Annotated in this window: 26 protein-coding genes; 16 read left to right on the forward strand and 10 right to left on the reverse strand. The window is 41.7% G+C overall.

Annotated features, from left to right (window positions below):
• Positions 1 to 9 precede the first annotated feature (9 nt).
• Entirely contained in the window at positions 10 to 2,145 is a 2,136-nt protein-coding gene (locus tag AN391_RS02615) for a TonB-dependent siderophore receptor (RefSeq protein WP_055013954.1), read from the reverse strand.
• 244 nt (positions 2,146 to 2,389) lie between these two features.
• Between AN391_RS02615 and AN391_RS02620 the strand changes: the two genes are divergently transcribed.
• On the forward strand, positions 2,390 to 2,842 hold the full coding sequence (locus AN391_RS02620; RefSeq protein ID WP_055013955.1) for a DUF302 domain-containing protein: 453 nt from the start codon (positions 2,390 to 2,392) through the stop codon (positions 2,840 to 2,842).
• 136 nt (positions 2,843 to 2,978) lie between these two features.
• Here AN391_RS02620 and AN391_RS02625 read toward each other — a convergent pair whose 3' ends face one another.
• The 3 genes from AN391_RS02625 to AN391_RS02635 form a co-directional block, all read right to left on the reverse strand.
• Positions 2,979 to 3,455, reverse strand: coding sequence for an FKBP-type peptidyl-prolyl cis-trans isomerase (locus tag AN391_RS02625; protein ID WP_055013956.1), 477 nt, complete (start codon positions 3,453 to 3,455; stop codon positions 2,979 to 2,981).
• Positions 3,456 to 5,879, reverse strand: coding sequence for a Lon protease family protein (locus tag AN391_RS02630; RefSeq protein WP_235576182.1), 2,424 nt, complete (start codon positions 5,877 to 5,879; stop codon positions 3,456 to 3,458).
• Positions 5,880 to 5,956: 77 nt separating this feature from the next.
• The gene (locus AN391_RS02635) at positions 5,957 to 6,415 is read right to left on the reverse strand and encodes a zinc ribbon-containing protein (RefSeq protein ID WP_055013958.1); all 459 of its coding nucleotides are present in this window, start codon (positions 6,413 to 6,415) and stop codon (positions 5,957 to 5,959) included.
• Positions 6,416 to 6,589: 174 nt separating this feature from the next.
• Here AN391_RS02635 and leuS point away from each other — a divergent pair, with 174 nt between their 5' ends.
• From leuS to lipA, 13 genes are all read left to right on the forward strand, one after another.
• Complete coding sequence (gene leuS, locus AN391_RS02640) at positions 6,590 to 9,178, forward strand: leucine--tRNA ligase (protein ID WP_055013959.1); 2,589 nt, start codon at positions 6,590 to 6,592, stop codon at positions 9,176 to 9,178.
• A complete protein-coding gene (gene lptE, locus AN391_RS02645; RefSeq protein WP_055013960.1) occupies positions 9,179 to 9,670 on the forward strand; it encodes an LPS assembly lipoprotein LptE in 492 nt (163 codons plus the stop codon).
• The gene (holA, locus tag AN391_RS02650) at positions 9,670 to 10,707 is read left to right on the forward strand and encodes a DNA polymerase III subunit delta (RefSeq protein ID WP_055013961.1); all 1,038 of its coding nucleotides are present in this window, start codon (positions 9,670 to 9,672) and stop codon (positions 10,705 to 10,707) included. The genes lptE and holA overlap by 1 nt, the downstream gene beginning before the upstream one ends.
• A gap of 11 nt (positions 10,708 to 10,718) precedes the next feature.
• On the forward strand, positions 10,719 to 11,354 hold the full coding sequence (gene nadD / locus AN391_RS02655; protein WP_055013962.1) for a nicotinate-nucleotide adenylyltransferase: 636 nt from the start codon (positions 10,719 to 10,721) through the stop codon (positions 11,352 to 11,354).
• A gap of 54 nt (positions 11,355 to 11,408) precedes the next feature.
• Positions 11,409 to 11,726: a ribosome silencing factor gene (gene rsfS, locus AN391_RS02660; RefSeq protein WP_024033760.1), complete on the forward strand. Its 318-nt coding sequence runs from the start codon at positions 11,409 to 11,411 to the stop codon at positions 11,724 to 11,726.
• A gap of 36 nt (positions 11,727 to 11,762) precedes the next feature.
• Complete coding sequence (rlmH, locus tag AN391_RS02665) at positions 11,763 to 12,233, forward strand: 23S rRNA (pseudouridine(1915)-N(3))-methyltransferase RlmH (protein ID WP_004585918.1); 471 nt, start codon at positions 11,763 to 11,765, stop codon at positions 12,231 to 12,233.
• Between the two features lie 9 nt (positions 12,234 to 12,242).
• Positions 12,243 to 14,123: a penicillin-binding protein 2 gene (mrdA, locus tag AN391_RS02670; protein WP_055013963.1), complete on the forward strand. Its 1,881-nt coding sequence runs from the start codon at positions 12,243 to 12,245 to the stop codon at positions 14,121 to 14,123.
• The gene (gene rodA / locus AN391_RS02675) at positions 14,120 to 15,226 is read left to right on the forward strand and encodes a rod shape-determining protein RodA (RefSeq protein ID WP_055013964.1); all 1,107 of its coding nucleotides are present in this window, start codon (positions 14,120 to 14,122) and stop codon (positions 15,224 to 15,226) included. The genes mrdA and rodA overlap by 4 nt, the downstream gene beginning before the upstream one ends.
• Positions 15,226 to 15,990: a septal ring lytic transglycosylase RlpA family protein gene (locus tag AN391_RS02680; RefSeq protein WP_055013965.1), complete on the forward strand. Its 765-nt coding sequence runs from the start codon at positions 15,226 to 15,228 to the stop codon at positions 15,988 to 15,990. The genes rodA and AN391_RS02680 overlap by 1 nt, the downstream gene beginning before the upstream one ends.
• Positions 15,991 to 16,298: 308 nt before the next feature.
• Positions 16,299 to 17,459, forward strand: a complete 1,161-nt coding sequence (locus tag AN391_RS02685; protein WP_004585914.1) for a serine hydrolase — start codon at positions 16,299 to 16,301, stop codon at positions 17,457 to 17,459.
• A 179-nt stretch (positions 17,460 to 17,638) separates the two neighbouring features.
• Positions 17,639 to 17,917 carry a DUF493 family protein YbeD gene (ybeD, locus tag AN391_RS02690; protein ID WP_055013966.1) on the forward strand — a complete coding sequence of 93 codons (279 nt, stop codon included), beginning with the start codon at positions 17,639 to 17,641 and terminating at the stop codon, positions 17,915 to 17,917.
• 19 nt (positions 17,918 to 17,936) lie between these two features.
• A complete protein-coding gene (gene lipB / locus AN391_RS02695; protein WP_055013967.1) occupies positions 17,937 to 18,590 on the forward strand; it encodes a lipoyl(octanoyl) transferase LipB in 654 nt (217 codons plus the stop codon).
• Positions 18,587 to 19,552 carry a lipoyl synthase gene (lipA, locus tag AN391_RS02700; protein ID WP_004585911.1) on the forward strand — a complete coding sequence of 322 codons (966 nt, stop codon included), beginning with the start codon at positions 18,587 to 18,589 and terminating at the stop codon, positions 19,550 to 19,552. The genes lipB and lipA overlap by 4 nt, the downstream gene beginning before the upstream one ends.
• A 75-nt stretch (positions 19,553 to 19,627) precedes the next feature.
• Here lipA and AN391_RS02705 read toward each other — a convergent pair whose 3' ends face one another.
• Together AN391_RS02705 and AN391_RS02710 are read right to left on the reverse strand one after the other, a co-directional pair.
• Positions 19,628 to 20,905, reverse strand: coding sequence for a VCBS domain-containing protein (locus AN391_RS02705; protein WP_055014125.1), 1,278 nt, complete (start codon positions 20,903 to 20,905; stop codon positions 19,628 to 19,630).
• A 214-nt stretch (positions 20,906 to 21,119) separates the two neighbouring features.
• Complete coding sequence (locus AN391_RS02710) at positions 21,120 to 21,374, reverse strand: hypothetical protein (protein ID WP_055013968.1); 255 nt, start codon at positions 21,372 to 21,374, stop codon at positions 21,120 to 21,122.
• A gap of 160 nt (positions 21,375 to 21,534) precedes the next feature.
• Here AN391_RS02710 and AN391_RS02715 point away from each other — a divergent pair, with 160 nt between their 5' ends.
• Positions 21,535 to 21,774, forward strand: coding sequence for an RNA recognition motif containing protein (locus AN391_RS02715; RefSeq protein WP_055013969.1), 240 nt, complete (start codon positions 21,535 to 21,537; stop codon positions 21,772 to 21,774).
• Between the two features lie 110 nt (positions 21,775 to 21,884).
• On the opposite strand, the gene AN391_RS20660 is transcribed toward AN391_RS02715, so the two are convergent.
• Positions 21,885 to 22,037: a hypothetical protein gene (locus tag AN391_RS20660; RefSeq protein WP_162838338.1), complete on the reverse strand. Its 153-nt coding sequence runs from the start codon at positions 22,035 to 22,037 to the stop codon at positions 21,885 to 21,887.
• A 155-nt stretch (positions 22,038 to 22,192) separates the two neighbouring features.
• Here AN391_RS20660 and AN391_RS02720 point away from each other — a divergent pair, with 155 nt between their 5' ends.
• A complete protein-coding gene (locus tag AN391_RS02720) occupies positions 22,193 to 23,815 on the forward strand; it encodes a M28 family metallopeptidase (RefSeq protein ID WP_055013970.1) in 1,623 nt (540 codons plus the stop codon).
• A 52-nt stretch (positions 23,816 to 23,867) separates the two neighbouring features.
• Here the strand turns inward: AN391_RS02720 and AN391_RS02725 are convergent, their stop codons facing one another.
• From AN391_RS02725 to AN391_RS02735, 3 genes are all read right to left on the reverse strand, one after another.
• On the reverse strand, positions 23,868 to 24,812 hold the full coding sequence (locus AN391_RS02725) for a PDC sensor domain-containing protein (RefSeq protein ID WP_055013971.1): 945 nt from the start codon (positions 24,810 to 24,812) through the stop codon (positions 23,868 to 23,870).
• Positions 24,813 to 25,054: 242 nt separating this feature from the next.
• The gene (locus AN391_RS02730) at positions 25,055 to 25,270 is read right to left on the reverse strand and encodes an EF-hand domain-containing protein (protein ID WP_055013972.1); all 216 of its coding nucleotides are present in this window, start codon (positions 25,268 to 25,270) and stop codon (positions 25,055 to 25,057) included.
• A 72-nt stretch (positions 25,271 to 25,342) separates the two neighbouring features.
• Complete coding sequence (locus AN391_RS02735) at positions 25,343 to 25,543, reverse strand: hypothetical protein (RefSeq protein WP_055013973.1); 201 nt, start codon at positions 25,541 to 25,543, stop codon at positions 25,343 to 25,345.
• Positions 25,544 to 25,717: the final 174 nt, after the last annotated feature.

Raw genomic sequence — 25,717 nt, forward strand, 5'->3', positions numbered from 1 at the left:
TAAATTGCTTTAAAATTTATAGGTTACTTGGCCTACTATTTCACGTGGGCTGCCTGGGAAGTGGCCGTTACGCTCACTAAAGCCACTTACAGCGTATTCTTTATCAAAAATATTATTAAGATTTACGCTTAATAACACATCGTCAAAGCGAGTAGTCCAGCTCATATCAAATACGGTAAAGGGTTTTACTTTTTGGCCATCTTGGCTTATTTGCTCGCTTACGTAATTAGCACCAAATGCTATAGACGAGTCGATACTATCAAGCGCAAAGCGCGACCATAAACCAGCTTGGTGACGCGGCGCATTAGCAAAGCGAGTACCGTCACCGTAGGTGCTTGAAATGGTATCGCCCGTTACACCTTCAACAACTAGTGTATCGTTGTAGGCGTAGTTTGCGGTGAGTGTCCAGTACTCGGTTAAATCGCCCACCAGCGTTGTTTCAAACCCACGGCTTTCTACTTCACCAATATTTAAAAGCGCTGCAATGCCATCGCCCGCCCCCGTGTCGTCTGGGTTACTCATTACTACGTTTTCTTTATTAATTTGGTAAAGTGCAAAAGTGCTCATAATTTTGCCATTAAGCCATTGGTTTTTCATACCAATTTCGGTTTGTTTACCGGTCTCTGGGGTTAAGTCACCCTCGCCTTCTACATCTTCTTGGTCGCCCGACGATGCGGGGTTAAAGCTTTCTGAGTAATTTATGTATACCGATGTATTTTCAACGGGTTGGTATGTAACAGCCACTCGCGGCGTTACATCGTTATCAGAGTAACTGTAACCAGTTTCTTTATTTAGCTCTTTAAAGTAATCGTAACGCAGGCCGGCAATCACGGTCCACTGATCGTTAATGCTTACAACATCTTGTACGTATACGCCAAAACGGTCGGTTTCAACACCATCGCGGTTCATGTCGGTAAGGTTATAAGTACTTGGGTCGGTTTCGCCGTAATTTAAGTCAAATATGTTTAAATTAGCCACGCCGTCTGCTTCATAGCGGGCGCGTAAGTAATCGTACTCGGTATCAACTATGTGGTAGTCGCCGCCAAATAATACTTGGTGTGTTAATTGGTCTTGCTCAAAGCTGTAAACAAAGTCGGTGGTTAAGCTTGTTTCTTCGTTGGCGCGGTATTGCTTACGGTATTCGCGTTTAATGGTTTCGTCATCAATGTTTGCTTCACCATCGCCGTTTACATCTACCCAGCTTTGCGACTCATGGTAGGCTTGGTCGCGTTCGTTATCCATGTAACGCAGTGTGCTACTTACAGAAAAATCAGCATTAAAGTAATGCTTTAGCTCAGCTTGCAGCACTAACGCTTCCATGTCTTGGTAATCAAATGCTTCATTTGCGTTGTAACTAGGGTCAACCAAAAAGTTGCCGTTGTCATCTACCGGTACACCACGTAAACGGTTACCGCCTAAGTCTTGTTTGATGTAATCAACAGTGGTGGTGAGCGTGGTTGAATCGGTTAAATCAAATAATAAACCACCGGTAAACTCACTGTTTTTTGAATCTGCATTATTACGAAAGCTGTCTTGCTCTTCGTAATAACCACCTACTCTGTATGCCATGGTGTCGGTTAAACCGCCGGTCATATCGAGTGATGCGCCGTGTGTGTTGTAATTGCCAAGCGTTAGTTTTAGCTCTTTACTATGCGTATAACTTGGCTTTTTAGTTACGTAGTTGATCATACCGCCAGGCTCACCGCCACCATATAACGCAGAGGCTGGGCCTTTTAATACTTCTACACGCGCTACATTAAATAATTGCGGTACACCAAAGCCCGAGTACGGGTCACCACGTACGCCATCGTAAAATACATTGGCATCATCTCTAAAACCACGAAAAGTAACACCCGAATAACTGTACTCGCTTACCCCAGCTATTGAGCGGTATAAATCGGTGATATCGCGCGCGGCTTGGTCAATAATAAGTTGCTCGGTTAATACCTGCGCAGATTGCGGTAATTTAATAAGATCTAAATCCGTTTTAGTCCCAATTTTACTTTCGGTTTCAAGGTAGAACTGCTGAGCGCGCCCTGTTACTTCTATTGTTTCAATTTCGTTATTTTGCTCGGCAAATGCCACATTAGAAAAAGCAGAAAAAGACGCAGCAATACTCAGCGCCAAGTATTTTTGGTTAAACATATTGATCCTGGAAAGAGGTGTATAAAACACCGCGAATGATAACGACTATCATTACCATGTGCAATGCAAATAATTTCATATTCATCCTTATTTTTCGAATTAATCGCAACTAAAGTAGGTACTTAAAAATGTGTGTGCTGATGTTTTACACAAATCCCCTTTGCGCAGTGTTGAACCAAATAAAGAACTCAGATAGTGTGTATTTTTCATACGCTTTATAAGCCGTTTTTATGAGGAGCAAACTATGTTAAACCGACTAGTTTTAGGTATTATTTTACTATTACCCACATGCGTGGTGAGTGCCAATGACAGCTTAGTGCATTTTCAAAGTAATTATTCTGTAAAGGAAACGGCTAACCGTTTTGAAAAAATAGCCAATAGCAAAGGGATAACCATTTTTGCACGGGTAGACCATCAAAAAAATGCTCAAAATGTTGATATGGAATTGGCGCCAAGTGAAGTGATTCTTTTTGGTAACCCAAAGGTAGGTACACCGCTGATGCAGTGCCAGCAAAGTGTGGCGATAGATTTACCGCAAAAAGTTCATATATCTCAAGATAATAATGGCCAAGTTTGGCTTGCCTATAATAGCCCCACTTATTTGCAAGAACGTCATAATATAAAAGGCTGCGAAGAAACACTTAACAAAATAGCTGTGGTACTTAATAAGCTTTCTATGGCAACGGTGGCCAAATAATCAAAGTGATACCAATGAACAATAATACTTAATTAAGCGAATAAGTATTAATATTAAATAACTTAAAATACACGTAATAAAAAACCCGCTGATAAGTTAGCGGGTTTTATAAAATTTATAACACTCAGCGCCTGAGTTAAGACTCTATAGCCAAAAGCTCTACTTCAAAAATAAGCAGTGATGCGGGTGGAATACTGCCCACTCGCTTTTCACCGTAGGCTAACTGATGCGGTACATAAAATATGTATTTATCGCCTGGGCTCATAAGTTGTAAGCCTTCGGTCCAGCCTTTAATAACCTGATTTAAACCAAAGCTTATTGGCGTTTTACGCTCTACTGAGCTGTCAAATACGGTGCCATCTATTAACGTGCCATGGTAATGCACGTTTACTTTACTAGTAGGGTTAGGTGTATTTTCGCTTTCACCTTTGTGCAGCACTTTGTACTGTAGGCCTGAAGCGGTTTCTATTACGCCCTCTAATTTTGCGTTAGCGACAAGGTAGTCGGCTTCAATTTGCGCGTTAATGCCAGCTTGTTGCTTTGCTTTTTTACTATTTTGAAAAATTAAAAAACAAAATATAGCGATGATCACCGCTAAAATTATATTGATCATTTAGTGTTTGTCCTCATCTTCATCGGCTTCTTTATCTTCTTCGCTATCGCCATTAACTATGTCGGCTATGTCTTTTAAGCGTGCTAAAGCAATACCATTAACAGAACCCTCTGGGTATTGCCCGTCAATAATATCGCCTGCCTCAATATCCATTAATAAGTTAAGTGCTTGGTCTACCGTTTCTACTGCGTAAATATTAAATTTACCACGCTCAACCGCTTCAAGTATTTCATCATCAAGTACTAAGTTAACTTGGTTTGATTTAGGAATAATAACGCCCTGCTCGCCTGTTAAGCCGCGCATTTTACACAGCTTAAAAAAGCCTTCTATTTTTTCGTTTACACCACCAATGGCTTGCACATCACCGTGTTGGTTAATAGAGCCTGTAAGGGCTATAGACTGGCTAATTGGTAAACTGGTAATAGCCGAAATAAGCGCACATAACTCAGCAAGTGAGGCGCTATCGCCATCTATATAACCGTAGCTTTGCTCTATAGCTATATTAGCGCTTAACGTTAAGCTAAAGTGCTGGGCGTATTTGTTACCTAAATAACCGGTAAGTAGCATTACACCTTTTGAGTGAATTGCTTTACCTAGCTCGGCTTCGCGTTCTACATCTATTACACCATCGGCGCCAGCGTATACGGTGGCGGTAATACGCGCGGGTGTACCAAACGATGTATCGCCAATGTGCAGCACTGTTAAGCCGTTAACTTTACCAATGGCTTGGCCTTGTGTGGCTATAAGCGTGTGGCCTTCTTTTATATCGCTTAGCATGTTTTCGCTTATTTGGCCGGTGCGGTACTGCTTACCTTCAATGGCTTCATCAATATGATGCGCATCAATCAGTGTTTGCTTATCTTGCTTAGCGTAAAAGCTGGCCTCAGCCACCAATTCAAGTACATCGGCAAAACGCGCCGATAATTTATTATGGTGCTCTGCTTGGCGGTAGCTAAATTTAAGTAACCGCACCATGGCGGCCTCTGTGGTTGTGCACTTTAACGTTTGCTGGCAGTACTCACTCACTTTAGTAATAAATTGGTACTGAAGTTTATCGCTACTAGGTAAATAGTAATCAAAGTCGGCAAGTACTCTAAACAGCTCTGCAAATTCTTCATCGTACTCACCTATGGTGTAATACAAATCGCGCGAGCCTAATAAAATAATTTTTACATCAAGAGGAATTAATTGCGGGCGCAGCGTAAAACTGCTGCCTACGGAACTGTCTTGATATGGTAGGTCGTTTTTAATTTGGTGAGTTTTAAGCGAAAGCTTTAATCCATCCCACACTTGCGGGTTGGCCATCACTTTTTCGGCATCCATAATTAAGTAGCCGCCATTTGCACGGTGCAATGCACCAGGCTGTATAGAGCGGTAACTAGTTATAAGCGAGCCTTGCGATGTTGAATACTCAATTTTGCCAAATATATTGCCAAAGGTTGGGTTTGGCTCATACACCACAGGTGCGGCATCGTCTTCTTTAAATTCAACTAAAATGTTAGGCGCAAAAAAGTCGGTAAGCATGCCTTTACGATCAAAGTCTTCTTTGCTTTCTTCGCTTTCATCTTCGTCGTCTAGCCATTCAAGTACTGCGTCAATTATTTCTACGCGAATGTCTTTTAAGTAGCGCAGAACACCAATATGTGCAGCGTATTTATGCTCTAAGTCTTTTAATAGCGGCTTAGTTGCTTGCTCGGCTGTGGCTTTTTTAAGGTTACGCTGTTTTTCTTTTGATTCGCGTTTCCAGCGTGGCAGCTCAATTAGCGCTTCAATTAAGGCATCTTCTAGTTTTTCTATTTTTTCAAAAAACTCATCGCGGAGCGCTTCATCTAGAGCGGCAAATTCGTTATCGCTTAACTGCCTACCATCAACTAAAGGTGCAAAACCTACGGCGTTTTTCTCTTCTATTAGCGCTACGCTTTGCTCAAGCGCCATTTCTTCTACTGCGGTGATAGCGCTGTCGTAAGCATCGTTAAACTCGCTCTCGATTGACTTTTTTTTGCGTTGATAAGCTGGGTTATCAAAAGCTGCCGGAAAGGTGTCGAGTACTTCATCTAAAAATGAGTCTATGTCGTCACTTAATTGCTTACTTTGCCCCGCTTGCATAAATAGCGCAATCGGCTCGCGGTGGTCGTCGTAGTTATTAACATACAACCACTCGTTAGGTGTGGGGCGATCTTTTGCGTGTTGTTTAAGTTTGTCTTTTACGAGTGTAAATCGGCCATGGGCGGCCTCACCCATTACATACACATTATAACCGGGTAAATCCATTCCTAATGAAAAGTCGAGGGCACTTTGGGCACGTTGTTGCCCTATAAAGGTAAGTTGCTCTGGGTATGGATTGCTCATACACGTGCTAACGTGATTAGTAGAAATGCTCGGAGCGAGCTGTGAAACAGATAATGGCAGCAGTTTTTTCGTCATTCTAACTTCTTTTTGTACCAACATACTCGCTGGCTTTGGGCGAATTAAGTGGCCTACAAGCCACTTAATACATATATTTAGGGTTGTAATGCCTTACGGCTAAAATAAATACCATCACATTCAATGCACGGTGTAATTTGTGTAGCGTGATAAATATCAAAACTATGGGTGCAATTCTTACATACTAATGTGCCCATGGCTATCCATTCGCCAGCGTGGTACACCCCATTGTGCTTAAAATCTTGGCTAAGAGACTGCCATTCAAGCTGGGTTTTGTCTTCTATGTGCGAAAGTTCATACCATAGCGACTCTTTAAGCTCTTGCCATGCAAGCGAATTATAGTGCGATTCGTTTTCTTGAACGTGTTCTATGTCACGCTGCAAATAACTTTTATAGAGTCCGTATTTTTCTTTTCCTAGGTTTTTAAGTGCTTGCTCAGATTCAACAAATCGGGTCATTGCATCTTTTACTTCGTGATCTTTTACATCTTTTAACCACGTGGTGAGCTCGTTAAGCCATGTTTTATAATCTGCCATTTTATACTCCATCAAAATCAAGGGCGTGTTGGCCTTTAACATAGATAAGTATAGGTTAACCTGCACTGAAAGTGAGATTTTAACAAAACCGTGCTTATACGCTGTGATTAGGCTTTTATTTGGGGTATCCTATCGGCAATTTTTTATTAGTTTGCAAGAAGTCTGGAATCATAGATGCAAGAGCAATATAACCCGCAAGACATAGAGTCAAAAGTCCAAAGTTACTGGGAAGAAAACCAGGTATTTAAAGTCACCGAAGATGAGAGCAAAGAAAAGTATTACTGTCTTTCTATGTTCCCATACCCAAGTGGCCGACTGCATATGGGTCATGTGCGTAATTACACCATTGGTGATGTTGTTTCTCGTTTCCAGCGCCTGCAAGGCAAAAACGTAATGCAACCAATGGGTTGGGATGCGTTTGGTTTACCTGCAGAAAACGCCGCTATCAAAAACAAAACAGCGCCAGCTAAGTGGACATACGAAAACATTAATTACATGCGTAAACAACTTAAGCAACTAGGCTTTGGTTACGACTGGGATCGTGAAATTGCAACCTGTCACCCAGAGTATTACAAGTGGGAACAATGGTTTTTCACTAAGCTTTACGAAAAAGGCCTAGTGTATAAAAAAATGTCGACGGTTAACTGGGATCCGGTTGATCAAACTGTACTTGCTAACGAACAAGTAATAGATGGCCGTGGTTGGCGCTCTGGTGCAGTGGTTGAGCAAAAAGAAATTCCACAGTGGTTTATTAAAATTACCGACTACGCACAAGAGCTTTTAGACGATTTAGACAAGCTAGAAGACTGGCCTGAGCAAGTTAAAACCATGCAGCGCAACTGGATTGGTCGCTCTGAAGGGTTAGACATTGAGTTTACACGTACCGACAACAACGAAAAGTTTAGCGTATACACTACCCGCCCAGATACCTTTATGGGTGTAACTTACCTAGCCGTTGCCGGTGGCCACCCTATTGCACAAGAAGCCGCTAAAAACAGCGATGCAATTGCAATGTTTGTTGAAGAATGCAAAAACACCAAAGTTGCCGAAGCAGACATGGCCACAATGGAGAAAAAAGGCATTGCAACCGGCTTTTACGCGACTCACCCATTAACGGGCGAGCAAGTACCAATTTGGGTTGCTAACTTTGTATTAATGCATTACGGCTCAGGCGCGGTTATGGCAGTACCTGCACACGACCAACGCGACTATGAATTTGCCACAGCATACGGCCTAGACATAAAACAAGTAATTGCACCGGTTGAAGGCTCAGAGCTTGAAGTAAATCTAAAAGAAGAAGCATTCACTGAAAAAGGTGTGTTAGTTAATTCTGGCGAATTTGATGGCCTTGATTTTGAAGGCGCATTTAACGCTATTGCCGACAAACTAGAAGCACTGGGTGTAGGTAAGCGCAAAGTTAACTTCCGCTTACGCGACTGGGGTGTTAGCCGCCAGCGTTACTGGGGCTCACCAATCCCAATGCTGAGCGACGAAAACGGTAACGAATTAGCCGCCACCGAAGAAATGCTGCCAGTACGTTTACCAGAAGATGTAGTTATGAATGGCGTTACTTCGCCAATCAAAGCAGACCCAGAATGGGCAAAAGCAACGGTAAATGGCGTACCAGCAACACACGAAACAGATACCTTTGATACCTTTATGGAGTCGTCTTGGTACTACGCACGTTACTGTAGCCCGCGTCATGACGAAGGCATGCTAGACCCAGCAGCAGCTAACTACTGGCTACCAGTAAACCAATACATAGGTGGTATTGAGCACGCTATTTTACATTTATTGTACTCGCGTTTTTTCCATAAGTTATTACGTGACTTTGGTTTAGTAAATTCAGACGAGCCATTCGATCGCTTACTTTGTCAGGGCATGGTACTTGCCGAAACGTTCTACCGTAAAGATGAAAAAGGCGGTGACGTATGGATTTCGCCAAGCGATGTAAATACCGAAACTGACGAAAAAGGCCGCGTAACGAAAGCATGGCACAAAGAAGATGGTGAACCTGTGTTCTCATCGGGCATGAGCAAAATGTCTAAGTCTAAAAACAACGGTATAGACCCACAAGAAGTAATTGCCCAATACGGTGCAGATACTGTGCGTTTATTTATGATGTTTACCGCACCACCAGAGCAAACGCTTGAATGGTCAGACTCAGGCGTAGAAGGCGCGCACCGCTTCTTAAAACGTATTTGGAAATACGCAGTAGATGTGAAAACAGTTGGCTACCAAGCACTTGATAAATCAGCGCTTAGTAACCCACAAAAAGTACTGCGTCGTGAGCTACATAAAGCCATTGCAAAAGTGAGCGATGATATTGAGCGTCGTCAAACGTTTAACACTGCAATTGCTGCCATTATGGAGCTCTCAAATAAGTTATTAAAAGCGCCGTTAAACGATACGCAAGATGTTGCCATTGCTAACGAAGCTTTAGAAGCCCTACTTATTATGCTTGCGCCAATTACACCGCATTTATCACACCAGTTATGGCAAGATCTTGGTAAAGAGGGCGACATTTTAGATGCAGCATGGCCTAAAGTTGATGAGTCTGCCCTTGTTGAAGATGAAAAATTAATCATCGTACAAGTAAATGGCAAACTACGCGCTAAGCTAACTGTAGCCGCCGATGCCACACAAGAGCAGGTAGAGGCACTTGCGTTTGCTGAGTCTAACGTAACTAAATTTACTGATGGTGCAACCATTCGTAAAATTATTTACGTACCGGGTAAACTACTTAATGTGGTAGCTAACTAAATGGTTAGCTTTAACACCCTTAAAAACACATTAGCCTTAGTGCTAATGTGTTTTGTGTTATCTAGCTGTGGCTTTCATTTAAAGAAAGCCTCTAGCCTGCCTGATAACCTTAAAACGCTTACACTTAAAGGTGATGATGAAAAATCATCGTTATTTTTAAACCTTGAAAAAGAGCTTAAAGCCAGTAACGTAGAACTGACGCCTTCGGCTAAAAATGTTGCCCAGCTGTACTTACGCAAAGAAAGCATTGAGCGCCAAACCTTATCGTTGTTTCAAAATGGTCAGGTGGCTGAATACGAGCTTGCCTACGGGGTTAGCTATGTTGTTAAACGCCCGGGCGAGAAAGCCATTGAAAAACGCTTTGAGCTTTATCGTAACTACCAAGACGACCCCGATCATGCGCTTGCAAAAGCAAAAGAGCTTGAGCTGCTTATTAGCGAAATTCGTCAGCAAGCCAGTCGTCGTATTGTTAGAGAGCTGTCGCAACTATAATGCGCTGTTATGCTAATCAGTTACCGAGTGAATTAAATAAAGGTTTAAAACCTTTTTATTTAGTGTTTGGTGAAGAACCGTTTCAAGAAGCGCAATGTGTGCAGCAAATACGCGACACGGCAAAAGCCCAAGGCTTTGATGAGATAATAAAATTTACCCTAATGCAAGGGTTTGATTGGCAAGAAATTATAGCTCAATATCAAAGCATGTCTTTGTTTAGCGCGCGCACTATTATTGAGCTTGATTTAAACCAACAAAAACCTGGCACCCCAGGTAGTAATGCCTTTAAAAAAATAGTCGATTTAATCAATCCCGACACCATTTTAATTGTAAAAGGGGCTAAAGCCAGCCAAGACGTACAACGTGGCGCTTGGTTTAAAGCGCTCGATAAACACGGTGTATTTGTACCGTGCTACCCGCTTGCAGGAAACCATTTAAAACGCTGGTTAGATGACCAAGTAGCGCGCCTTTCTCTGAATATGCAAAACGAAGCAAAACTGAGCTTAATTAACGCCACCGAAGGCAATTTGTTAGCGTGCTTTCAGGAGCTCGAAAAGCTCTCGCTACTGCATGGTAATGCCTTAATAACCCAGCAACTAGTGATGCAAGGGCTATTAAATCAAGCCAAGTTTGATATTTTTGACTTAAGCGATGCCCTATTAAATGGTCACGCCAAGCAAGCAATTAAAGTACTTAATAAACTGGCCAGCGACAACACCGAAGTGGTGAGTATTTTGTGGGCTATAAATAAAGAGCTCACCAGTTTGCTCACTATTCAGCAAGGGCTTTTAAGTGGCGAGCCTATCGCACAGTTATTTAAAAAAAATGGTATTTGGAAAAACCAGCAAGGCCCAGTGCAAAATGCGATTAACCGCTTAAATATTAATACCCTTGAGCAAATAAGCAGTGAGCTTGCACTGTTTGATTCAAGCTACAAACAAGGTAACTTAATTGCGCCTTACCAAGCGCTTGCCCATATTTGTATTAAGTTTTGCCAGCCGCTTGATATTCCAATGCCTTGCCACGCACTTAACTAAAGATTTTTAACATGATTGCAATTTTTGGCGGCACCTTCGACCCTGTGCATTTAGGCCACCTCAATATGGCCTCGCAGTGTGTAAATACATTTAACTTATCTACGTTATATTTTATGCCCTGTGCTCTACCCGCGCACAAAGCTGCGCCGGGTATAACTACAGCGCACCGTATTAACATGCTCAATGCCGCTATAGCCCCTTACCCTCATTTTGCACTTGATTTAAGAGAGCTTAATCGTAGTGGGCCCTCGTATTCATTGTTGAGTTTACAAGAACTAAGAGCAGAGCACCCAGATACGCCCATTCTTTTTTTAATGGGCATGGACTCGTTTAATAACCTCGACAAATGGTACGAATGGCAGGCCATTACACAGCTTTGCCATATTGTTGTATACCAACGCCCGGGGCAAACGTGTAACCCAAATAAAGCGCTTAAAAGCTATATCAGCAATGCCCACACTGAAGCGCCACAGCAACTTGCCACACACAACTTTGGTAAGCTTTATTTTTTACCAGGTGAAACCCTTGATGCCGCCTCAAGCACTATTCGAGAGCAATTAAAAAAATCCAATAAAAATAATGAACTATTACCCGAACCTGTCAGTCACTACATTAAGCAACACCAGCTTTATCAAAGTGATGATTAAAACCCCCTAGCATGTTAAAATGCACGCTATTAAATTTAAAATTGAGACAATACCTTGGATTCGAAACAACTACTTGCCTTTGCACTAGACAAAATTGACGATATGAAAGCACGCGACGTGGTACAACTTGACGTACGTGACAGCTCAGACATTACCGATTACATGGTTGTGTGTTCGGGTACTTCTAAGCGTCATGTGCAATCAATTGCTGATAACGTAGCAAAAGAAGCTCGCCACGCTGGCGAAGAACCTTTAGGTTACGAAGGTCAAGACGAAGGCGAATGGGTACTGGTAGATTTAGGTGATGTAGTTGTACACGTGATGCAAGATCACGCACGTAGCTATTACGATCTAGAAAAACTGTGGGGCTAAGCGCCACTCTTTTTTAATTGAGCTTGGAAGTATTACGTGAAAATACAAATGATCGCCGTTGGCACAAAAATGCCAGCGTGGGTGGAAACCGGATTTGCAGAGTACCAACGCCGTTTTCCTAAAGATATGGCGCTTGAGTTAATAGAAATTCCGGCCGGTAAACGCGGTAAAAATGCCGATATTAAACGCATTTTACATACCGAAGGTGAAAAAACCTTAGCCGCTATTCCAAAAGGTAATCGTATTGTTACTCTAGAAGTAACAGGTAAACCACTTGATACTCACCAGCTTGCTAAAAATATGGAAAAATGGCAGCTCGATGGCCGCGACGTTAGTTTGCTTATTGGTGGCCCTGAAGGGTTAGCCCCTGAGTGCATTGCCGCCTCTGAGCAAAAATGGTCGTTATCTAACCTAACGTTGCCGCACCCTTTAGTGCGTATTATTGTTGCCGAAAGCCTATACCGAGGCTGGAGCTTAAATAACAACCATCCTTATCATCGCGAGTAACGCCTTGTTATGATTAAGCAAAGACCCACAATACGCGACCATTCCGCTGAGGCAAACCTATTTGCACGGCGCGCATTTGTGGGTTTTATTTTTGTTTTAGGCTTAGTGGCAATTTTGCTCTCTAACCTCTATACCATTCAGGTAAAAGAACACACCGACTATCAAACCCGCTCTAACGATAACCGTATTAAAGTCATTCCTATTGCGCCGAACCGTGGCCTTATATACGACCGCAACGGTGTACTGCTTGCTGAAAACAAACCCGTTTATAACCTCGAGGTTATTCCTGAAGAGGTCGACGATTTAGCTGAGTCACTCGAGCAAGTTAGCAAAATAATTACGATTACCGAGCAGCAAAAAAAAGACTTTATCGATGATATAAAGCATACACGCCGCTTTAAGTCGCAAGTACTAAAAGCCCGCTTAGATGAAACTGAAGTGGCCAAGTTTGCGGTTAACCAGCATAAATTTCCAGGTTTTAGTATTGAAGCCCGCCTTGCTCGCTTTTACCCGTATGGCGATACACTCACCCATGCACTAGGCTACGTGGCAAAATTAAACCGCAAAGAACTTAATAAACTAGAACAAGAAGACCAAGCCACAAATTACCGTGCTACACATGATATTGGAAAGCTTGGTATAGAAAAGTATTATGAGCAGCTTTTGCATGGCCAAGTAGGCTCTCAACGCGTTGAAGTAAATAACCGCGGCCGTGTTATTCGTACATTAAGTATGACCCCCCCGCAGCCTGGCAGCGATTTAGTACTTACCTTAGATATCGGTTTACAACAAATAGCCCAACATGCGCTTAAAGATATGCGCGGCGCGGTTGTAGTAATGGATGCCAAAGATGGCGGCGTATTGGCACTTTATTCAAACCCAAGTTACGACCCTAATTTATTTGTGCACGGTATTAGCAGTAAAGATTATAAAGCACTGCTAAACCCCGACCGCCCCCTTATTAACCGTGCCACTCAAGGGCGCTATGCACCGGCTTCCACAGTAAAACCCCATATGGCCATACTGGCACTTGAAGAAAACATTGTCAGTGAAAGTACTTCAGTGTGGGACCCTGGTTTTTTTCAAATACCCAATGTTGAACATAAATGGCGCGATTGGAAACGCTGGGGCCATGGCCACGTAGATGTTTACAAAGCGATTGAAGAGTCGTGCGACACTTACTTTTACGATGCAGCATACCGCTTAGGCATTACAAAAATTAGTAATTTTATGGCCCGCTTTGGCTTTGGTGACTTATCCGGAATAGACATACACGAAGAAACCACGGCCATATTGCCCTCAAAAGAGTGGAAAGAAGGCCGCTTTAAAGAGTCGTGGTGGCGTGGCGATACAATTTCAGTGGGCATTGGGCAAGGCTACTGGACAGCTACCCCTATTCAAATTGCTAACGCGACTAATATATTGGTTAATAAAGGCATAAACCACCCGCCGCATTTAGCGCAAGTGGCTAAAAAAGAAGACCAAGTGACGCAAATTAATAACGAAGAAAAGCCGCCAGTGGTACTTAATAACCCAGATAACTGGCGTATTGCGCTCGATGCGATGCACAATACCGTGAAAAAAGTAACAGGGACTGCGCACCGTGCATTTAAAGGCGCTAATTATGATCCGGCGGGTAAAACAGGTACCGCGCAAGTAGTGAGTATTGCCCAAGGTGAGCGTTACGATGCCAAGTCATTAAAAGAACGCCAACGCGATAACGCGATTTATATTGGTTTTGCTCCGTATGACGACCCTAAAATTGTGGTTTCGATTGTAGTTGAAAACACCGGTGGCGGCAGCTCGGTGGGTGCCCCAATTGCACGTGAGCTAATGGATTATTATTTTGCAGCTAACCCAATAGAACTTGCTAGGAATACCGCGCAATGACCGTACTTCATAACAAGCGCTCTATATGGATGCGCATGCATCTAGACTTACCGTTACTGATTGCTTTATTACTCATGATGGCTGGCAGTATTACTATCGTATATAGCGCAAGCGGCCAAGATTCAGCCATGATGATCCGCCATATTACCCGTATGGGTGGCGCTATTATAGGCATGATAGTGCTTGCTCAGTTCTCTCCCGCGACACTTAAACGCTTAGTGATCCCCCTTTATTGTGTTGGGTTACTCATGTTGGTCGGCGTATTGCTATTTGGCGTGAGCTCAAAAGGTGCTCAGCGTTGGTTAAATTTAGGCATTACTCGTTTTCAGCCCTCAGAGCTCATGAAACTGGCTGTCCCTATGATGGTGGCTTGGTATATTGGCCGAAATCAACTCCCCCCTCGCCCGTTACACCTAATTATTGGCTTTGTCATAGTGATGATGCCTACCTTATTAATCAAAGAACAGCCCGACTTAGGCACCTCAATTTTAATTGCCAGCTCAGGAATATTTGTGTTGTTTTTATCCGGTTTAAGCTGGCGTTTAATTGGCTTTTTAAGCTCGGTTGTCGCACTGGCTGCATGGCCATTTTGGCACTACGGTATGCACGACTACCAAAAGCAGCGGGTATTAACGTTTTTAGATCCAGAGAGCGATCCGCTTGGCTCGGGGTATCATATTATTCAATCTAAAATAGCTATCGGCTCTGGCGGCATAGAAGGTAAAGGTTGGCTTCAAGGCACGCAATCACAACTCGAATTTTTACCAGAGCGCCATACCGACTTTATTTTTTCGGTATTAAGTGAAGAGTTTGGCTTATTTGGTGTGTGTGTTTTATTGAGCCTGTACTTATTTATTATTGGTCGAGGTTTATACATTGCGGTAAACGCGCAAGATGCGTTTGGCAAATTATTGGCCGGCGCCCTAACCCTCACCTTTTTTGTATATATTTTTGTAAATATAGGCATGGTATCGGGGTTGTTGCCTGTTGTAGGTGTACCTTTACCCCTTATTAGTTATGGCGGCACCTCTATGGTGACGTTAATGGCCGGATTTGGCATTATTATGTCAATTGCGACAGATAAAAGGATGCTTTTAAAATAATGAATAAGCCTACCCAGCTGTTATTTATTTCAGCCTTAATATTTATATTAAGCGCATGTAGTAGCGGCTCTAATAGTCGTTATCATATGGAGCACGATGCCGCACCACTTCGCGCGCCAACCGCACTTGAAATGCAAGATGCCGTTGTGGTGGATGTTAAAAAAAGTGCCAGTGCAAGTCGCCCCTACGAGGTATTAGGCAAGCGTTATACGCCAATGCTTGATGAAAAAGGGTATACAGAAGAAGGGATCGCTTCGTGGTACGGCCGTAAGTTTCATGGTTACCACACCTCAAACGGTGAAATTTACGATATGTTTGCCATGAGCGCTGCGCATAAAACCTTACCCCTGCCAAGCTTTGTACGCGTTACTAATATTGCCAACAATAAATCGGTGATTGTACGTGTAAACGACCGTGGCCCGTTTCATGATGACAGAATAATAGATCTTTCGTACGCTGCTGCTTATAAATTAGGCTATCACACTCACGGTACAGCCAAGGTTAAGCTAGAGGCGATTACGCTCGACAGCATTCCTGCACGTAAAACATATATACAGGTAGCTGCGGGTAGTACGCTTAGCAATATAGAAGCATTAGCTTCTACATTACGCCTGCAATATCAAGTGCCTACTAATATAGTAAAAGCAGACAACATATATCGTTTGCATTTGGGCCCGATTAAAGATGCCCAGCATGCACAAGACGTATTAAAAAAATTAAAACAAAACCAATTTCAAAACGCGTTCTTGCTTTACACTCAGTAAGACTAATAACTAAACCATCCCAAGGTGCAAATTAAGCGTTGCGCAGGGGCTTAAATCTAGGTGTTACTTTTTAAATGGTTGGCCCTTTTAAAAAAACATTACAGAGAGTAGGTGCTAGTAAAACGTGCTTAGTGTTGGTTTAAAAACGTTTAAGACTAGGTTATTGATTTAAACAATGGAGTGACTATTATTGACAATCAATGCCTTGCCTAAGTAATTTTTAATACCAACGATGCTCGCATCTTGGGCTAGTTTGGGTATAAGATGGACATAACGCGAATTTTTAACTTTAACCATTAATGAGTATGATGAAATCAATTAAACATAAAATCCTCAAAGGTGTATGCGGCTTAGTTTGCACAGCCGCCGTATTTTCAGCCAGCGCCCAAATTATTCCGGCACCACCTCAAATTAATGCAAAAGGTTATTTTTTAGTAGACTTTACAACCGGTAAAGTTATTGCTGAAGGCGAAGCTGATACAAAGCTAGCCCCAGCAAGCTTAACTAAAATGATGACCAGTTATGTAATTGGTACTGAAATTAACGCCGGTAACATTGCGCCAACCGATATGGTTACAGTGAGCGAAAAAGCCTGGGCTAAAAACTTTCCTGAATCGTCAAAAATGTTTATTGAAGTCGGCAAGCAAATAAGTGTTGATGAGCTTAACCACGGTATTATTATTCAATCAGGTAATGATGCGTGTGTAGCCATGGCCGAGCACATTGCAGGAAGCGAAAGCGCATTTGCTGATTTAATGAATGCCCATGCTGCTAAATTAGGCATGAGCAACAGCCACTTTATTAATAGCCACGGCCTAGATACAGATGAGCATTACACTACCCCACGTGATATGGCAACGCTCGGCGCTGCACTTATACGTGATGTACCTGATGAATACGCACTTTATAAGCAAAAATCGTTTACGTATAACGGCATTAAGCAATATAACCGCAACTCTTTGTTATGGGATGAAAGCCTAGATGTTGATGGCATTAAAACGGGTCATACATCCGAAGCTGGATACAGCTTAGTAACGTCTGCGACTAAAAACGACATGCGCTTAATTGCGGTAGTTATGGGCACATCAAGCGAACGCGCACGTAAAGTAGAAAGCAAAAAGTTACTTAACTACGGATTTCGCTTTTTTGAAACAATTACACCTTACAAAGCCGGCGACAGCTTTGCAGAACAACGTATTTGGATGGGTAATAAAGAAAATGTATCGTTAGGTATTTTAGAAGATACACCAATTACTATCCCACGTGGTCAACATAAAAACCTTAAAGCTAACTTTGAGCTAGATAATACGCTTGAAGCACCACTAGCTAAAGGCACTAAAGTAGGTACCTTATTCTTACAACTAGAGGGTGAAGACATTGCACAATACCCACTGGTTACACTTGAAGAAGTGGAAGAAGGCAGCTTCTTTAGCAAAATTTACGACTACTTACGTTTACAAATTATGTAAACGTAAAAATAACCCGACAATCGTTGGGTTGTTAAACAAAGCGCCTCTGTTATGAGGCGTTTTTTTTTGCTTGAAAAATGCTAGAATGCGCCCCATATATGCAACACTGCTAATTGCCTATCTGTATTAAGCTTCGTGCTTTGCATAGAGTCCACACTTTTGTATGAGGAGTCACCGTCGTGGTTCAACCTGTTAAAAATACTAAATTTGATGAGTACCTTGAGTACCCATGTCCGTTCACGTTTAAAGTTATGGGTTTAGCAAACGTTAACTTAACGGAGCAAATTTTAGCAAAATTACAACCTATTGCCCCTGGTGACTACGCACCAAAAGTAAAGCCAAGCAGTAAAGGCAATTATGAATCTGTTACCTTAGTGGCTACGGTTACCAGCGGTAAGCATATAGAAGAAATTTACAACGTGATCAGCAGCATTGATGACGTACGCCACATGCTTTAAGCCATAGTTGAGACTTATCGTGAACGAAAATACGTTAATCGTACGCCAACTAGGCCGCCAGCGTTACATGCCAATTTGGCAAAAAATGCAAGCCTATACCGACATCCGTGATGACAGCTCGCCAGATGAAATTTGGCTTGTAGAGCACGAGAGTGTATTTACACAAGGCCAAGCAGGTAAAGATGAGCATTTACTTGCCCCCGGTGATATAGAAGTCATTAAGGTAGACCGTGGCGGGCAAGTTACTTACCACGGCCCTGGCCAACAAATGATGTACGTATTATTTAATTTGCGCCGCTTAAAAATTGGCGTGCGTGAGCTTGTTACGTGGCTTGAAGAGTGCATTATTGATACCCTTAGCGAGTATAATATTAAAGCCTATGCAAAAGCCGATGCACCCGGTGTATACGTAAACGACAGTAAAATTGCATCGTTAGGATTACGTGTTCGTCGTGGTTGCTCGTTTCATGGATTAGCATTAAATGTTAACATGGACTTAAGCCCGTTTTTACGCATCAACCCATGCGGTTATGCCGGCATGAACATGGTGCAAACGAAAGAATTAAACGGTCCTCAAAACTTAGCACAAGCAGGTGAAGGGCTAGTAAAACACATGATAAAGAAGCTTAATGCAACACAGGTTAAGCATACTGAAGGGTTTGAAAACGAATGAATAAACCAGTCAAAATGGAACCAGGTGTAAAACTACGCGACGCAGAAAAAATGGCGTTGATCCCCGTTAAAGTTTTACCAACAGAAAAAACTGAAATGTTGCGCAAGCCAGAGTGGCTTAAAATCCGCTTACCAAAATCAACAGAGCGTATTGACGGTATTAAACAAGCAATGCGTAAGCACGGCTTGCACTCTGTATGTGAAGAGGCCTCGTGCCCTAACCTTTCTGAGTGTTTTAACCACGGTACTGCTACCTTTATGATTTTAGGGGCTATTTGTACTCGTCGTTGCCCATTTTGTGATGTTGCCCATGGTCGTCCATTAAAACCTGATGCAGCAGAGCCTGAAAAGCTTGCACTAACAATTAAAGACATGAAGCTTAGCTACGTGGTTATTACCTCGGTTGACCGTGATGATTTACGTGATGGCGGCGCACAGCACTTTGCCGATTGTATTCGCGAAATTCGTAAGCACAACCCAACCATTACCATTGAAATTTTAGTACCTGATTTCCGTGGCCGTATGGACCGTGCACTGGAGATTTTAATTGAGACACCACCTGATGTGTTTAACCACAACCTAGAAACAGCGCCGCGTTTATACAAACTTGCGCGCCCAGGTGCCGATTATAAATGGTCATTAGAGTTACTTCGTCGCTTTAAAGAAGCGCATCCAGAAGTTAAAACCAAATCTGGCTTAATGGTTGGTTTAGGTGAAGAAATTAGCGAAATTGAAGAAGTACTGCGCGACTTACGTGCGCATAACGTAGATATGCTTACCGTTGGCCAATACTTACAACCTTCTAAGCATCACTTGCCAGTTAAACGCTACGTGCCACCAGCGGAATTTGACGCATTAAAAGAATACGCTGATGAAATTGGCTTTACGCATGCAGCCTCTGGCCCATTTGTTCGTTCCAGCTATCACGCTGACCAACAAGCTGCAGGTAAAGAAGTAAAATAATTGCTTTTTAAAACGCATTAAAAAAGCCCTTAGCAATTAAATTGCTAAGGGCTTTTTTTCATACTGAATTATAAATCACTGCGCTAAAACGCCTTTTTTAATCACAAAATCAGCAAACCGTACTTGTTCTTCATCAGCGCGAAGGCTATCGGTTTCGACTATTGAACGATAGATACCCCATTTAGGGCGAGCAAAGTCCTCATCGCTAAAGCCACGCCACATATCTATGTTTTGCTCGCTAATGCTAAATAGCTCTTCGTTGTCACTTAAGCGCCTTAGGGTCATTTCAAATTGCCCCGCTTCACTAAAAGTGGCTTGTACGAATACTGCTACCCATTCATCAGTAATAAGTGACCAGTCAGTTTCGATCAAGTTTTTATCAAGCCCCGTGCTGTTACCGTTTTCGTCAAAGCCTGCGCTATAACGTACTTGCAACTGATCACCTGTACTGTTTTTTTGTGCCCCAGAGAGCGTAATAATAGGCTGGTCGTCGTTGCCATTGGTATTATCGTTGCTGTCATTGCGAGCTTTTATTTGAAAAAAATGACTGAATTTACTACTTAGCTCAAGTTCGCTAGAGACTTTAAACTTCCAATAGTACTGTACTGTTTCGTCTTTAAACGCTAGTGTTGCTGCGGGTGATTTGTCATATGATTTAATTTCGTTGCGCTGGCGGTCGGTTGCGCCTTTGTCTTTATCTTGGTCTTCATCGCGATGCGCTAAAAATACAAAGTGGTTACCTACTATTGAGTCAGTATCTTCAATAATATGCACAACATCTTGATGATTTCCGCTGTACATATCAGGTGATTCTATTGACCCTTCTCCAAACACATTTTCTATTAGTGTATAAGCAGTTAACCCTGTATTTTCGCCATCGGCATTGAGGGTTGTTTCTTGCGTTACTGTAAAATCATCACCCCGTGCAGTGCCTATAATGGTGATAGACACTTTCGCTTCGGTGCCATCTGCCGATGCGACGGTTATTTCATCAAGTAAGGTTTCATTTTCGTTTAGTGCAATCACAGCGGCATGGTCGCTATTAAGCATATATGACCAATTCCCATCCTCAGCTAAGTTAAATAAACCATAAACTGTCGTGGTATTACTTTGTGCTTTAAATACTGCTTCGCTGGCTTGTGCATCGGTTATAGATAACGCTCCTGTTATTGCAATATCACGAGTGTTTTCAATACTTACAGCCATTTCACCACTAATTACTGCAGCGCTTTGTGCGACTACCGATGCATTCACAGGCTCACTTTTTGATCCTGAGCTACCGCACCCTACAGCTAAAATACCCAAAGAACAAACAGAAGAAATAGTTAAAACACGCAAGCCAAATTTCGACATAAACAACCAACCCAAGTTAATGGTAAGTAAATAAAGTAAAATATAACTTACCAATTATTTGTTTTAATAACTAGATCTTTATTACCGGAATAACGAAATCGGTTTTAACTTAATAAGGAGATAACTTGATTTTAGCAGTATACTTGGAAGGGTGGCTTTATTGGACAAGGAAGGTACAAAATGAAAAAGCCGATTATCTACCGGCTTTTATAAGTTAACCTTCACAAGTAGCTAATTTAAAACCACTAACATGTGATGACCTATTTGCAACAGAGTTGCGAGCCCATTCAGCTTTACTTCTAATGTCTTGCAAAATTTTTGCAGATTGACACTCTTTATATGTTTTATGATAACTAATAGCATTTGTTTTATCAGCGTTTAGCAAAACAATAGTATCATTATTTGAACTTGTGGTGGAATTACAAGCTGTTAACAATAAAGCAGAAATACAAACTAGTACTTTTATCATAATCGTCCCTCTTAATTTAAACTTATTTTAATTTAGTATATTTTTTATGCATTGTAAATATTTGCTCTTTTCTCCCAAATTAAATAAAAGGCTAAATAAAATTAGGTTAAAGGCAAGTTACTTGAGATAATCCACAGCGAACCCCTTATTTAGGTTATATATGAAATTATTAGTTCGTAATTTGTCTCGCGCTACCACAGAGCAAGACCTTCGCACGTTGTTTGCAGCACACGGTAAAGTAACTACCTGTAACTTGGTGCTTGATAAAGAGACTGGTTTATCAAAAGGCTTTGCCTTTGTAGAAATGCCAAATGACATAGAAAGTAGAGGCGCTATTAAAGCTCTTAATCAAACAAGCGTTGATAAAAGCAAAATTCGCGTAAAATACGCAGATGAATAATTAGCTACTTGCTATATATGATTAAAACCAGCTATTTGCTGGTTTTTTACGTTTTAAGGTACGCTATAGGACAGATTAATATTAGCGCGACGCTTTAAAACATTAATCGCCTAGGGTGCCGCTTTTTTTATACTAATTGTACCTAACACTACAAAGGATGCAGCTAAAGCAAAAAACATCGCTTGCTGTGCGAGCAAAGCTGCTGCAAAAAATGCTACACCGCTGCCTATAAACAGGTATCCGCTTTTTTTAGATTGGTTCATTGTGTGTGCTCCATTTATTGTTGTCGATTATTTATACACCCCATACCAAATATTTTCAATTTTTCAAAAATAGAACAGGCAAAGTGATAAATATTCGACTCAAATTAATGCATCCTTTATATTAAAAGCCAATTTTAAAAACTATTCAGAAAACTATGGCATCATCTCTTTTAAAAAGCGCTAGCTTAAGCTTGCTAGTCGCTCTCTTTGGTTGCTCTGAACCTGCAAGCGAGCATTCTTCTTTAGAAAATACCCCGGGCGTTAGCCTAAATAACGTAAAACAGCATATAAAAACGCTTGCCTCTGATGACTTTCAAGGGCGCGGCCCACTTACCCATGGTGAAGTAAAAACCGTGGGTTACTTGAGCGAGCAATACGAAGCTATGGGTTTAGCTGGGGCGTATAATGGCAAGTATTTACAGCCAGTAAAAATGGCCATGGTCACAGCTAATCAAAATATGCAATTACAGGTGGGCGACTTAAAGTTTAAAGCAGGCAAAGATTTTACCGCCCGTACAGAGCAATTACAGCCACTAATTGATGTGCGAAACTCTGACATTGTATTTGTGGGCTACGGTATTAATGCCCCCGAATACAACTGGAACGATTACGAAAACATTAATGTTGAAGGTAAAACCGTTATTGTATTGGTAAACGACCCAGGCTTTGCTACACAAAACGATGCTTTATTTACAGGTAATGCTATGACCTACTACGGCCGCTGGACTTACAAATACGAAGAAGCCGCCCGCCAAGGTGCCAAAGCGGTATTTATTGTGCACGAAACGGCCCCTGCTGCTTACCCTTGGGGTGTGGTTGAAAGTTCAAACACGGGGACTAAATACACCCTAATGGACAATAACCTAAACGCCTCTAAGCTCCCTGTTATGGGTTGGCTAACACTTAATACTACAGAGCAAATTTTTAATGCCGCACAGCTTAACTATGAAAATTTAAAACAAAGGGCTTTAAGTGATGACTTTAAAGCCACAGCGCTTAATTTAACAGCCAACCTTTCATTTAAAAATGAAGTATCGCATGCCAAATCACATAACGTGGTTGCGCAAATTACGGGAAGCGACGCCCCTAATGAGTACGTGGTAATAGGTGCGCATTGGGATCATTTTGGTACCAAACAAACCGACAGTGGCCCTAAAATTTATAACGGCGCAGTAGATAATGCTTCTGGCACAGCGGCAACACTTGAAATTGCCCGCATTATGAATCAAATCCACCAGCAAACACCGTTTAAGCGCTCTATTTTATTTGCTAATTTTACCGCTGAAGAGACTGGCCTCATTGGCTCACAAGAGTTTGCAACCGGTGGTGTTGTGCCCACTAAACAAATGGTTGCTCTATTAAATATTGACGGAATGAACGTGTTAGATGGCACTGATTACATTTTGCAATACGGTAAAGATTTATCCACCCTAGAGAGCTACCTAGCAAAAGCCGCAAAAGCACAAGGTCGTGTTGTTAAAATGGACCCTCGCCCGCAAAACGGTTTGTTTTTTAGATCGGATCATTTTTCTTTAGCTAAGCAAGGTGTGCCGAGTTTATTGTTTATGAGCCTTGGCGATACCGACCCTGATTACATTGCGCAAAAATACCATAAAGAAGCCGACGATTACTCGCCGCAATGGTCATTAGGTGGTGTGAAACAAGACATAGAGCTTATTGTTGATATAGCCACAAAACTTGCCAACAATGGCGATTGGCCTACATGGACGAGTGACTCAGACTTTAAAACAAAGCGCGAGCAAGATAAGCCGCATTAGTAAGCAATGTTTAAAGCTAAATAGCAATTATACCCATCGTATTAAAATCCTCCTACTTGGAGGATTTTAATTTTGAGCGCGCCCGCATTAGTAAGGTTTCGGCTTTAGCACCTAAATACACATAAATAGCCAATGCGATTAAAAGCCCTACCACCGCAAGCATCATCGCAATGGCCGGTAATAAGTATTCAGCTTGCCCGAGCGCCGCTTTAAACATGGTTAATAGCGCCTCAATAGATATTGCAATTAGCACGGTAGATATAAAGCGAGTAATTGTGCGCCGTGTAGATGAGTGCCTAAATATATCCTTATGCATTAAAATCTCTTCTTCGAGAATGGTTTTTCCTAAATCAAACACGGCCAACGCTAAAGTAATATATATAATAATGCTAAAGGGCTCTAGGGGATCAGAGGCTGAGTCAAAGTGGGTTAATAATGCATATATATCGTTAAATACGATGCTCAGTAAAAAGAGTACCAAAGTAAATAAACACGCCACAATCACCCCATAACCCGCTTTAAAATAAGGCGAAATACCAGCACGCGCGCTGTCTCCCATTACAAACTCAATTAACTGGGTTAAGCATACGTCTAGCACTAAAAAATGCTGCTGGTTAATTGGCTTTTTCAGCTCTTTAATAGCCGAAATACATAAATGATTAGTTGCGATAGAAATATACGGATCGGTAAAGAACACCGAGTCGGTTTGTTTAGATTGTAAAAAGTAAGGGCGCTCACTTAAATCTTGCTGATTACCTTGCTCGGCTAATTTTTTATAGGCACGCTTAAAGCACACATTATTGCCTTGCTGAAGCCCAGATTCGTTTAAACAATATTGCAGCTCTAAAAAGGGGTATTGCTTTACTAAAAAACGCGTATCTCGATTTTTGTTAAGCCCATCTTCAATACTCATTAAAATAGAGTCAAGCAAGCTGTGTATTACTTGCTCATACTCATGGTAGCGCTCAACGCTACTTATATAACTCATTCGCGCCATAATTGTTTACTCACTCAGTTGCTCTAGCGTTAACTAAGCAAGTTTAAAACCACTTAAATATATTATTTAAAATCAATAGCTTATTAATTAACATAATTGAAATTGCACCCTTTTGGTGATAAAACGGCATTTATATTTTATTCGGCGCACAAAAAAGCAGCTAAGTATTAAATACTTAGCTGCTTGGTGAGTATGATCTTTAAACGTTTGGTTAGTGCGTAAACCTACGTATGCGCCTAATTTTATTGTACCTTTGAAAACTCTTGCTGAGAAAGCTCACCATTTCCATCTGTATCTAACTTATCAAATAGCTCAATTAACTGAGCATTAGCCTGTGCTTCTGATTTGCTAATAACGCCATCGCCGTCGGCATCAAAAGAGTTAAAATCTACCGCAGCAAAGGCTGCTGAAGATGATAAAAGAGCAACAAGTGCTAGCGTTTTATTTACTGTTTTCATAATCGTTCCTTAGGCATAATACCCAGATTAAGGGTGAGAAATCCTTTTCGAAGATCCATTAAGAGGTAATTGTTAATATTCAAAAAAGTCATTTTCGGTAACGCCATTTCGGCTTTGCATATTTAATTGCTGCATTATTTGTTCTGCTGAATGATCACTTTGGTTTGCTAAATCACCTTCGCCTTGCATAGGTGTTTTAAACTCTGTATTTGCCAATACCACCGATGATGACACCAAGGTGATAAGTACAAATGTTGTTTTGAGCTTAGTCATAATGTAATCCTTCAATAATATGCATTACCTGTATAAATTTGCGCTGAGGTGGTTACAATTCACTTCCTTGTTATTCTTTTTAATAGGCTCCCTTGCCTATTTAGGTTGTCTTTGGCAACTCAGAACTATGCTTACACCACAGCGCATTAACCGTCTGCGCTTGTAAAACCTTTG

Source organism: Pseudoalteromonas sp. P1-13-1a, assembly GCF_001401875.1.
GTDB lineage: Bacteria > Pseudomonadota > Gammaproteobacteria > Enterobacterales > Alteromonadaceae > Pseudoalteromonas.

What these genes read in the sequence shown, in the direction of transcription:
- AN391_RS02615 (WP_055013954.1), bottom strand. Translation starts at nt 2,145, where the DNA reads ATGTTTAACCAAAAATACTTGGCGCTGAGTATTGCTGCGTCTTTTTCT.
- AN391_RS02620 (WP_055013955.1), top strand. Translation starts at nt 2,390, where the DNA reads ATGTTAAACCGACTAGTTTTAGGTATTATTTTACTATTACCCACATGC.
- AN391_RS02625 (WP_055013956.1), bottom strand. Translation starts at nt 3,455, where the DNA reads ATGATCAATATAATTTTAGCGGTGATCATCGCTATATTTTGTTTTTTA.
- AN391_RS02630 (WP_235576182.1), bottom strand. Translation starts at nt 5,879, where the DNA reads ATGACGAAAAAACTGCTGCCATTATCTGTTTCACAGCTCGCTCCGAGC.
- AN391_RS02635 (WP_055013958.1), bottom strand. Translation starts at nt 6,415, where the DNA reads ATGGCAGATTATAAAACATGGCTTAACGAGCTCACCACGTGGTTAAAA.
- leuS (WP_055013959.1), top strand. Translation starts at nt 6,590, where the DNA reads ATGCAAGAGCAATATAACCCGCAAGACATAGAGTCAAAAGTCCAAAGT.
- lptE (WP_055013960.1), top strand. Translation starts at nt 9,179, where the DNA reads ATGGTTAGCTTTAACACCCTTAAAAACACATTAGCCTTAGTGCTAATG.
- holA (WP_055013961.1), top strand. Translation starts at nt 9,670, where the DNA reads ATGCGCTGTTATGCTAATCAGTTACCGAGTGAATTAAATAAAGGTTTA.
- nadD (WP_055013962.1), top strand. Translation starts at nt 10,719, where the DNA reads ATGATTGCAATTTTTGGCGGCACCTTCGACCCTGTGCATTTAGGCCAC.
- mrdA (WP_055013963.1), top strand. Translation starts at nt 12,243, where the DNA reads ATGATTAAGCAAAGACCCACAATACGCGACCATTCCGCTGAGGCAAAC.
- rodA (WP_055013964.1), top strand. Translation starts at nt 14,120, where the DNA reads ATGACCGTACTTCATAACAAGCGCTCTATATGGATGCGCATGCATCTA.
- AN391_RS02680 (WP_055013965.1), top strand. Translation starts at nt 15,226, where the DNA reads ATGAATAAGCCTACCCAGCTGTTATTTATTTCAGCCTTAATATTTATA.
- AN391_RS02685 (WP_004585914.1), top strand. Translation starts at nt 16,299, where the DNA reads ATGAAATCAATTAAACATAAAATCCTCAAAGGTGTATGCGGCTTAGTT.
- lipA (WP_004585911.1), top strand. Translation starts at nt 18,587, where the DNA reads ATGAATAAACCAGTCAAAATGGAACCAGGTGTAAAACTACGCGACGCA.
- AN391_RS02705 (WP_055014125.1), bottom strand. Translation starts at nt 20,905, where the DNA reads ATGTCGAAATTTGGCTTGCGTGTTTTAACTATTTCTTCTGTTTGTTCT.
- AN391_RS02710 (WP_055013968.1), bottom strand. Translation starts at nt 21,374, where the DNA reads ATGATAAAAGTACTAGTTTGTATTTCTGCTTTATTGTTAACAGCTTGT.
- AN391_RS02715 (WP_055013969.1), top strand. Translation starts at nt 21,535, where the DNA reads ATGAAATTATTAGTTCGTAATTTGTCTCGCGCTACCACAGAGCAAGAC.
- AN391_RS20660 (WP_162838338.1), bottom strand. Translation starts at nt 22,037, where the DNA reads ATGAACCAATCTAAAAAAAGCGGATACCTGTTTATAGGCAGCGGTGTA.
- AN391_RS02720 (WP_055013970.1), top strand. Translation starts at nt 22,193, where the DNA reads ATGGCATCATCTCTTTTAAAAAGCGCTAGCTTAAGCTTGCTAGTCGCT.
- AN391_RS02725 (WP_055013971.1), bottom strand. Translation starts at nt 24,812, where the DNA reads ATGGCGCGAATGAGTTATATAAGTAGCGTTGAGCGCTACCATGAGTAT.
- AN391_RS02730 (WP_055013972.1), bottom strand. Translation starts at nt 25,270, where the DNA reads ATGAAAACAGTAAATAAAACGCTAGCACTTGTTGCTCTTTTATCATCT.
- AN391_RS02735 (WP_055013973.1), bottom strand. Translation starts at nt 25,543, where the DNA reads ATGACTAAGCTCAAAACAACATTTGTACTTATCACCTTGGTGTCATCA.